Raw genomic sequence first — 9957 nt, 5'->3', positions numbered from 1 at the left:
GGACACGCCCGCCCACGCGACCGTTGACTTCCTGCTCAAGCAGGCCCAGTTAGCCGAACGCGAGTTACCCGACAAGGCCTACTGGGCCCTGCCGCTGAGCATCGTCCACGGCGACTGGCACCCGGCCAACCTGCGCTTCCGCGACCACCGCATCGTCGGCATCTTCGACTTCGACTGGGTAGGCCGCCAGCCACGCATGGTGGATGTGACCGACGGCCTGCTGTTCTTCGGCAGCCGCCGCGAGACGGCCCTTGACGGTGGCGACATCTGGTCGCTCACCCAGCCCTTTGAGCCGGTGTGGGAGCTGATGGCGCTGTTCATGGAGGCCTACCGGCAGCAGGTGCCGCTGACCGAGGCGGAGTTGCAGGCCCTGCCGGCGCTGATGCGCCAGCGGTGCCTGTACAACCGCGTAGACGCGATGGTGCGCAAGGTGGCGCCGCCGGATCAGGTGCGCTTCCTGGTGACCGGCATCCGTCCGATCTTCGAGTGGATCACGGCGCACGAGGCGCAGTTGCGGGTGGGGTGGTAGCGGGGAGCGGGGGAGACAGGGCCACGATCTGCAGCTTGCTGTTGCGGTACACCACCGGCAGCCGTGTGGGCTGTGCGAGGTCCAGCACCGCGTAGCTCAGGCCATACTTGGCGGCCAGGCGCAGTAGACCCTCGTCGCCCAGCCGCCTCAGGAGTCCCACGGGGGGACGGCCGAAGACCCGGCGGGGATCGTGCCCCAGGTCGGCCATCCGCCGGGCGTACTCGCCGGCGTAGCCGATGCTCCACAGGATGCCGGCGCAGTCCAGCGACGTGATGAAGACAGGCCGCCGGGACAGCGGACGGAAGTAGCCGTCGGCCGCCGGGTCAACGAGGAACGCGGCTTCCCTCGGGGTGTGTGTCGTGGCCCACCGGGCAGCGTCGGCGGTCGCCTGGTCCTGGTAGGACGCGAAGACCAGTGGCTCGCCGTGTGCGCACCGGCCCAGCACCATGGCGAGGGCCAGCCCGCCCACCAGCAGGCACAACCCGGTACGTATCTGCGCCACTGTCAGCCGTCGCAGCCAGCCAGCCCATAGCGGTCGAGCGACGGCCACCACGCCCCCCAATAGCGCCAGCGCTCCCACCATCCACTGTGGGTACGCCAGCCAGATCCCCATGGCTCCCAGCAGGCCCAGAAGCGGCCACAGCAGGTCGCGCCCAGCCTGGTGTTCGCGCTCCAGGCGCCGCGCCATCAGCCCTGTCAGGAAGAGGCCGGCGAGGGCGTAGTACAGGTCCATGCCTCGCGCCGGATGCAGAGCCAGGAATTGTGGCGCACGCACGAGGTAGGCTGCTGCAAAGGCCAGCCCCAACCATCCCACCGAGGCCACGACCGCACTGCCGACCAGCGCCTTGGTTCGCGCCCCGAGGCCCCCCGCGTAGCGCAGACCCGCGACGACGCCGACCAGCACGAGTGCGTGCCACACGAAGCTGAGCCATTCCCAGCGCAGCGGGAACAGGTGTCCTGCCAGCCGCGCTTCGGCCACCTGGACCCACAGGATGACGTCCGCCGCGGTCCCCCCCGCCAGCCCGTGCATCGTGCGTGCCGACCATAGCACCGACGGCGCCACCAGCACCCCGGCCCCCACGGCGGCCCAGACCCACCGGACGCTCAGCGACCGCCTCGCCAGCAGCACGAGGGCGACCAGGGCGAAATAGGTGACGGCGTAGACGCCATACAGGGGGTTGAGCAGGAAGCCCGCAGCGAAGCACAGCACCCACCACAGCGGTCGGTCGCAAAGCAGAGCCTGGAACGCCCACAGCAGGAACACGACGGCCGTCGCGCTCTGCTCGGCGTAGGGCGACATCAGGGTTCCTGCGTCCATCAGCGGGCGTGGCCCCATGGCCCACAGCGCCGCTGCCGCCCACGGCGCCAGCCGCGATTGCGGGAACATCGCCCGCGCCACACCGGCGGCGGCCACCAGCCGCAACGCGTTCGTCAGCAGAAACAACACGAGCAGCAGGCCCGCCGGGTCGTCGCCTCCCAGGCGCGCTACCGCGACCCAGTACCACGAACAGTATGCCGACAGCGTGGCAACGAGGGGGTCATGCGGGTACAGAGAGGGGTCGCGCATCACCTGCACGAACGGCAGTTGGAGAGCCTGGTTGCCGAACGGGTAGTGGTACCCGCGGATCGCGATGGAGGCGACGAAAAGGATAAGGCCAAGCAGACCGACCAGCAGCCGCTCGCGTCCCGGGGCTTGCGGCGTCGGCGACGGCTCGCCTGCCACCTGGCACTGCTCCTCTCGCTCGGCCATCTGCGGTGTCCCTATGCGCACACGCCGGGTACGCCCGACACTCCTGTCGGGCGCGACACGCCTGTCGGGCGCGGCGCTCCCGCCCCTACCCGCCCAGGTTCACGTAGTACCGTGACGAGATCACGGGGTCAATGAAGTAGTTGATGATGATCCGCCACAGCACCCCGCCGATCAGCACGTGCCCCAGCGTCAGCCCCAGGAACATCGGCACGAACTTGCGATACAGCGGCAGCCCGCCGTAGCGTAGGGCCAGCCGTTGGGCGGCCCAGGCGACGAAGAACGGCCACCAGTACGGGCTGTGGTCGCCATACAGCGTGGCCATGACGAAGCCTAACGGGTGCAGGGGGAAGTTGGTGAGATGTGTACGGGCCAGGGTGAGCCCCGCGGTGAAGAGACAGCCGGCGGCGTAGAAGATCAGCCGCGGCAGCTCCGGGCCGGCCGGCTTGCTGAAGGTCTTCTCCAGCAGGCTGTAGTTGCCCTTGGACCACGACATGGCCCAGCCCGTGCCGGCGCGCCCGATCTTCGCCCCGATCAGCCCCTGCCCGAACTTGTAGCCCACATCGAGGTGGAACCAGAACGCCAGCGCGATGGCCACCACGCTGGTGATTAGCATGACCGACGTCACCGACCGCCGCCGTGCATGGCCGAAGTCGGCCAGGCGCAGGCCATCGGTGAAGTACTGCGCCGTGGTGTGGGCGAACACCGTGCGGCCGATGTAGAACAGCGCCTGGTACAGCACCATGCCCTGCGGGCCGGTCAGGCGCGTCAGCCCGCGACTGCCCAGTAGATGCATGGGCACCACGGTGTCGAACCCGTACGGATGGTTCCAAGTCACCGGCGGACCGACTTCCGCCCGGATGCGCGCCGCCACCAGCACGAACATGTAGAGCACGGCGAAGTAGAAGATGAGCACCTGCGTGGGGATCCCTGCCGCCGACAGCATCCAGATCATCGCCACCGTCGCAACTACGAAGACGATGGCCAGGTAGCGGAAGGGCAAGGCCTCGTTGGCATCATAGGAGTTGGGGCCGTCCACAATGTCCTGCCACACCCGGCGGAAGTGCGGGCGGGCCACCCAGAGCAGGAACCCCGCGATGGCGATGCAGCCGCCCGCGCTCAGTTCTTGGTAGAAGGGGAAGCCAGAGGCCCGGTAGCCCGCCGACAGGCCGACCAGCTTGACGAACTTCACCAGGAAGTACAGCACCCAGGTCGAGAACAGCACCTCACCGGACACCAGGTACGACAGCCCCCAGATGTCCAGGGACATGTTGATGTAGATGGGCCGCAGATAGCGCCAGGGCGGGTCGAGGATCTTGTCATCCAGCGGGATGGTCGTGCGGATGTGCGGCAGGCTGGGGAAGAAGGCGTAGGAGATGTTGATGAGGTTGAACAGCGCAGCCGCGCCGAAGCCCGCCCACATTAGCGGATTGCTGAAGAAGCCCCGGGCCAGGGCCTTGCCCGGCTGGAAGCCTGTGCTGTGGGCCTCCAGGCCGCCGGTGATCTCGATGGGGAGGAAGAGCAGCGGGTAGCTCAGGCGCTCCGACTCGGCCCACTGCCGGCGGAAGAACCCCGCGATGCACATCATCGCCAGCACGATCAGCAGGCTGAAAGCGCCCCACCAGCCAATGAACGGCCACCAGTAGCTCCACGGGATGTGACCGGTCGGCGAGGTCTCGAACCACTGCAGGATGGTGCGGCTGTCGTGCGGGATCCAGTAGTCCGGGTACTGGTTGAAGAACTCAGCCCAGCCGTTGACATCGGTCGCGAAGTACTTGGCCGTCAGCAGGTAGTGCATGATGTAGGCCGAGCGCTCCATGGACAGCGCCACACACAGGCCGGCGTAGATCATGACCATCTCAGCCCGCGATAGAGGCCGGAGCACGTGCGGCAGGCGGTCCTTGAGCGCGCTGCGGCTCGCCAGGGCGCTCAGCCCCTGCAGGACCATCAGGAACAGCAGCGGCGGGACCGGCGGCACCACGTACGGCACCCAGTTGATCTGGATGAACCCCACGCGGGTGATCCCCAGGTAGGTGGCCACGGTCAGGATGATGGCCAACACCACGGCACGGGCGGTGAGTGGGGCCAGACCGACGGGGGCAGCGGACGCGGCGGCGGGTCGGGACACGGCGACGCTCATGCAGGTACCTGGAACCGGGAGATGAAGGCGGAGGGGGTTTCGTCGCCCGGGGCCACGCCACCTTCAGCCCCGCGAGGGCGACCGACACTCAAGGCGTAGTGTCCGCGCAGCGGACGGCGACTCCGCCGTGTTCAGGCAGGATTCCCTTCTCGACTTGCCCAACACACCCCGTACCGACATCCCCAGGAGCCGACCATGATCGAGACGAGAGCCAACGAGCCGCTACAGCGGCGCCTAGACGACCTGCTCGCGGGCAGCTTGCGGGCCATGAGCTACGAGGCCGGCAGCGACGACGACTTCCACGCCTGGCAGCGCAGCCTGCGGAGCGAGTTGCTCAGCCTGCTGGCCGTCCACCCGCAGGAAGAGCTGCCCGTCACCGGCCAGGTGTTCGACGAACGCGACATGGGTGACTATGTGCGCCAGTACGTCCGCTTCACCAGCCGCGACGGCATCACCATCCCGGCCTTCCAGCTCGTGCCCAAGGGCGTGACGGGCCCTGTGCCGGCGGTACTGTGCCTGCACGGGCACGGCCCCGGCAAGGTCGTCCCGGCGGACTTCGGCCAGGATGTGCGTGGCAAGCCCGTTCAGGTCGAGGGGGAGCGCGACTACGCGGTCCAGGCCGTGCGCGAGGGCTATGTGGCCCTGGCGCCGGACCTGCGGGGCTTCGGGGAGCTAATGCTCGACCAGGACCTCGCGGGCGGCGCCGGCTGCTCCTGCCAGCAGCTATCCCAGCGCGCGCTGATGGTTGGTCGGACCCTCCTGGGGATGCGCGTGCTGGACTGCATGTCGGCGGTGGACTACCTGCTGACGCTGCCGCAGGTAGACCCGCACAAGATCATCTGCACCGGCCAGTCCGGCGGCGGCACCGCCACGCTCTTCGCGACCGCCCTCGACACCCGCTTCGCCCTCTCCATCCCGAGCTGCTACTTCTGCACCTTCGAGCACTCAATCATGGCCATGGCCCACTGTGACTGCAACTACGCCCCGGGGCTGCTGAACCTGTGCGAGATGTACGACATCGCGGGCCTGGTGGCGCCGCGGCCGATGCTGATCATCGCCGGCCAGCAGGACAGCATCTTCCCCCTGGAGGGCGTCAGGATCGCCTACGAGCGCGTCCAGGGCATGTACCGGGCCGCCGGGGCGGAGGGCAAGCTGGAGCTGTACGTGGGTCCGGAGGGCCACCGCTACTACAAGGCGCGGGTGTGGGACTTCGTGCGGAAGCAGTTGGGTTGACATACCGTTGCGGTAATGCGATAATCAGTTCATACCGACTTAGTATGAACGAAGGTGTTCATATGGCTCGCGATCGCGTTACCATGACGATGCCGGAGGGCCTCTGGCCGGCGCTCAAGCGCGTGGCGGCGGCGCGACAGAAGTCCGCCAGTCAGTTCGCTGCCGAGGCGATCATGGAGGCGCTGGAGGCAGAGCAGAAGCGCATGCGGTTGGAGGCCGTGGCGCGCATCAAGGAGATGCGCTGTCCGGCGGGCACGCCCGAGCAGATCGAGCAGGAAATCGAGCGCGGACGGTTCATGGATGAACCGATCTGACCGAGCGCCCGCGTACTTCATTGACACCAATGTGTTCGTCTACTCCATAGGCGGAGATGAGTCGTTCCGCATCCCCTGCCAGCAGATCATCGTTGCCGCGGCCGACGAGAGCATTCGGGCAGCCACGAGTACGGAGGTACTGCAGGAGATCGTCCACCGCTACAAGGCGATCAGGCGTGATCACCTCGGGATCGACCTCGCTCGCCAGGTCATGCGTGCGTTCCGGATCGTCCTCCCGGTGCACCCCGAAGCTGTCAGTGCCATGCTGGACCTCGTTGAGAGACACCCCCAGCTCTCCGCCCGCGACGCCCTCCACATTGCCGTCGCCAGGTGGGCAGGCATCGAGACCATCGTCACCGCCGACCGTCACTTTCAGGACATCCCCGGCGTCGCTGCCATGCACCCCCTTGAGTTGGCCGCACAGTTGAGCGCTGAGGCGCCCTGAGCGCCTCGGGCACTATGGAGGGCTCTGACATGACGCGGTTCTGCCTCATGCTGTTGTGCCTTCTCCTGTCTGGCGTCGCTCACGCCGCCGACATCCGCTCCGCCCAGCTTCTCTGGTCGGGCATGGAGCTATTCCCCCAGGCTCGGGCCGCCAACACCCTCTCGTGCGCGCCGCGCGGGTCCGCCAAGATCGGGGGCCAGGTCATCCCCTCGATCTTCCTGCACCCGCAGAACACGCAGAAGAGCACGCTGACCTATCCTCCCCTCGACCTGCTGCTCGGCCCGGACCGACGCGCCTTCCTGCTCAGCTTCGTCGGCATCAGCGAGGGCTTCGACTGGCAGGACCAGGAGCACAAGCCTGATGGCGTGCGCTTCACCTTGCAGTACACGGGCCGGGACCTGGCCATGCGCACCCTCACGCAGAGCGTGTGGGCGCCGCTGGCGGCAGCCCTGACGCCGGAGGGCGGCGCGCTGAAGGGGGCCATCTCCCTCGCCACCGACCCCGGCCCGGCCGGCAACACCAACTATGACTGGGCGCTGTTCGGCCAGCCCCTCGTCGCGAGCCTGCCGGCGCAACCCCTCCCGCCCGACGTAGCCGTCAGCGGGTGTGCCGGGTTGCTGGTCGTCGAGAAGCCTACGGGCGCAACGGTCGTCGAGGGCCTGGATGCGGCGGGTCGGCCCGTCCCCGACGCCACTGCCGCCGTTGCGCCGGCCGAGGCGGAGGGGCTGAGCTTCGTCCGCTTCGACTTCAGCGCCCAGACGGCCTGTGTGGCGTGGCGCTGGCGGGGCGAGGGGACGGCATGGGGCGGAAGCTGGCAGCCGGAGGTGCGGCTCGTCGCGGCCTCGCTGTCCCGCCAGGCTGTGAACTGCGTCGGCGACCGTGTGACGGGCAGCGTCTCGGTGCGCAACGTGGGCCTGGGAACGCTCGGCGTGGAACACGCCGCGCGAGTCAGCCTGGGCGCCCGCGTACGCAAGCTGGAACGCCTCGCGCCCGGCGCCACGGTGGAGGTACCGTTCGAAGCAGGACAGACGGCGCCCGTCAAGGCAGGGACGCTCTCCGAGACCGCCGCCGTGTCCTGGCAGGACGGCCAGCAGAAGCACGAGGAGCACCGGTCGGTCAGCCTGACCGCCTGGCCAGCCTTCCCCCAGCTCCCGCCCGCCCGTGCCACCGGGTCTGAGTGCCGCGAGGTTGGCAGCTACCTGCTGCTGCAGAACCGGCAATCGCGGTGGCTCATCAACCGCGACCTGCTCGGCCTGGGCGCGTACGTCTGGACCTGGGGCGATGGCGGCTGGGAGCCTGGTGGCTCGGTCACGCCCTGGGTACAGACCGTGGACGCGACAGGCCGGGAGGTCAGCCCGACCTTCGGCAAGCTGCAGGCCGGCGTGAAGGGGAACGAGGCGCAGCTCAGCGCGGAAGGCACGGGGCGTGGCTTCGCGTGTCGTCTGCAGGCCACTCTGGGAGCCGACAGCCCGGCGCTCAAGCTCGACCTGGAGCTGACCGCGCAGGGCGAGCAGCGCGTGCTGGCCGTGCGCGGCCCGGCTGTCCATGCGGGCGACCGGCAGGCGGGACCGCTCAAGAGCGTGGCCGTGTTCCCCGGCCTGGAGTACCTGGAGGGCGACGAGCGCAGTTCCAGCGACCGCGACCTCGCCCCGCCGCTCGATGACCGGCGTGTGCCGCACCAGTTCAAAGTCACCGTACCCATGATGATCGTCCAGGCGCCGCGCGGCGCGCTGATGGGCCTGATGTGGGACGCGCAGCAGCAGTGGGACGGCACGCACGTGGCGCCGGGGGCCTGCTTCGCCACGCCCGACTTCGTGGAGGGCATGAGCAGCCACCTGATGCAACTGCAACTGCCCGCCACGCCCGACGGCATCCCTGAGAACCAGCGCCTGGCCGCCGCGCCGGTGACGCTCAAGGCGGGGGAGACGTGGCGGCTGTCGCAGTACATCGTGGCCGCCGAACCCGTGTCCGACGCCACCGAGGCGCTCGTGTGGTTCGACAAGCTGGTCGGCTATCCGGCTGCCGAAGCCTGGCCGCGCTCCTTTGAGGAGGAGATGGCCCTGTGCCGCCACGCCTTCCTGGTGACCGTGTGGGATGAGCAGGCCAACAAGGGCCGGCATGTCGTGGGATGGGGGTCAGCGAACTCGCCGGGCCACGCGACGCTGATGCTGCTGGACGGCCGGGCGGTGGCGCAGGGGGCGGAGCGGACGAAGCTGCTGGCGCGCGCCGACCTGGTCGGCAACCAGACGGTGCAGCAGGAGGGGGCCAAGGGCCTCGCCAGCCGCGCCAACTGCCACATCATGGGCTGGGAGTTCCCGTACCACTGGGGCAGCCTGCCCGGCGCCCTCGACGGCATGCGTGGCCAGGCCGAGGGGGCGATGAAGAGCCAGGAGGCCAACGGCGGCTGGGGTTACCATCCGGGCAAGGGGCGTGAGAAGCTGGGGGCCGACGGAACGCAGACGATGGGCACGTGCGGCCGGGAGGCGCTGTCCCTGGCACGCTGGGCGGCCATCTCCGGCAACTCGGCGACCATCGAGGCGCTGCGCAAAGCCATGGACCGGCTGCGGAGGTTCCCCGTGCCGCGCGGGGCGCAGGGCTGGGAATGCCCGATCCTCGAGCCCGATGTGCTCGCCTCCGCCTATGCCCTCCGCGCCGCCGTGTGGGCCTACATGGCCACCGGCGACCAGCAGTACCTCGCCGATGCCCGCTTCTATGCCCGCACCGGCCTGCCGTTCCAGTACGCCTGGGACGACGGACGGCACCCCGGCATGCGCTATGCGAGCATCCCCGTCTTCGGCAGCACCTTCTTCACCCACTCCTGGATCGGCCTGCCGGTGCAGTGGTGCGGCCTCGTCTATGCCTACGGCCTGCAGGAGCTGATGCGGTTCGACCAGAGCGATCTGTGGGCGCGCCAGGTGGACGGCATGGTCGCCAGCGGCATGCACCAGCAGTGGCCCATGGACAACGAGAAGCTGGCCGGGACGTACCCCGACAGCTTCGGCCAGTGGTTCACCACCCGCAACGGGGTGTACATCAACCCCGAGAACATCCAGCTCAACCTGATGGCCCGCCGCGGCCTGGACCCGGGGCTGCGGTCGCTGGCCGTGAAGGCGGGGGAGCGCACACTGCACGTGACGGCCCCCGGCGACCTGCAGACAAAGGCAGGCGCCGAGGGCCTCACGGTGAGCCTCAAGTACCTGCCGGGCGAGATCGCGTACCTCACGGTGGGGGGACTGGGCGAAGCCGTCCCGACGGCGGTCAGCGCCGGTGGGCAAGCCCTGCCCGGGAAGGACGACTTGCCACACGGCGCGACAGGCTGGGCCCTGCGTCGCGATCTGGGGCTGCTGGTCGTGGGCGGGAAGTGCGACGCACAGGGGCGGCTGGAGGTGGTTGTGAAGCTGTGAGGTTGGACAGCGGTTGACGGGGTTATTCTGTATGTGTATTGTGTATACAGAAGAAGGTGGTGGCCGTGCCCAAGCGACGCGTCAACCTGTGCCTCACCGAGGAAGCATGGCAGCACCTGAAGGAGCTGGCTGCCCGCAAGCGCGT

7 protein-coding genes are annotated in these 9957 nt (G+C 68.8%); 5 read left to right on the top strand and 2 right to left on the bottom strand.

Annotated features, from left to right (window positions below; translation table 11 throughout):
- Nucleotides 1–529, top strand: a 529-nt coding sequence (locus LLH23_15380) for a phosphotransferase (GenBank protein MCE5239848.1), incomplete at its 5' end; no start/stop codon positions are given.
- On the opposite strand, the gene LLH23_15375 is transcribed toward LLH23_15380, so the two are convergent.
- Both LLH23_15375 and LLH23_15370 read right to left on the bottom strand, forming a co-directional pair.
- A complete protein-coding gene (locus tag LLH23_15375; GenBank protein ID MCE5239847.1) occupies nt 492–2279 on the bottom strand; it encodes a hypothetical protein in 1788 nt (595 codons plus the stop codon). The genes LLH23_15380 and LLH23_15375 overlap by 38 nt on opposite strands.
- Nucleotides 2280–2364: 85 nt before the next feature.
- A complete protein-coding gene (locus LLH23_15370) occupies nt 2365–4404 on the bottom strand; it encodes a hypothetical protein (protein MCE5239846.1) in 2040 nt (679 codons plus the stop codon).
- A 207-nt stretch (nt 4405–4611) separates the two neighbouring features.
- Here LLH23_15370 and LLH23_15365 point away from each other — a divergent pair, with 207 nt between their 5' ends.
- The 4 genes from LLH23_15365 (at nt 4612) to LLH23_15350 (ending at nt 9812) form a co-directional block, all read left to right on the top strand.
- Nucleotides 4612–5649, top strand: coding sequence for an acetylxylan esterase (locus LLH23_15365; GenBank protein ID MCE5239845.1), 1038 nt, complete (start codon nt 4612–4614; stop codon nt 5647–5649).
- 62 nt (nt 5650–5711) lie between these two features.
- Entirely contained in the window at nt 5712–5963 is a 252-nt protein-coding gene (locus LLH23_15360) for a hypothetical protein (GenBank protein ID MCE5239844.1), read from the top strand.
- Nucleotides 5950–6408, top strand: a complete 459-nt coding sequence (locus tag LLH23_15355) for a type II toxin-antitoxin system VapC family toxin (GenBank protein MCE5239843.1) — start codon at nt 5950–5952, stop codon at nt 6406–6408. Before LLH23_15360 ends, LLH23_15355 begins: the two co-directional genes overlap by 14 nt.
- Nucleotides 6409–6437: 29 nt before the next feature.
- Nucleotides 6438–9812 (top strand): hypothetical protein, encoded by a 3375-nt coding sequence (locus LLH23_15350; GenBank protein ID MCE5239842.1) that lies wholly within the window; start codon nt 6438–6440, stop codon nt 9810–9812.
- Nucleotides 9813–9957 lie beyond the last annotated feature (145 nt).

The sequence above is a fragment of the bacterium genome (assembly GCA_021372615.1).
Classification (GTDB): domain Bacteria; phylum Armatimonadota; class Zipacnadia; order Zipacnadales; family UBA11051; genus JAJFUB01.
Note: the sequence above shows the minus strand (reverse complement) of the source record. Positions and strands in the feature narration are given on the sequence as shown.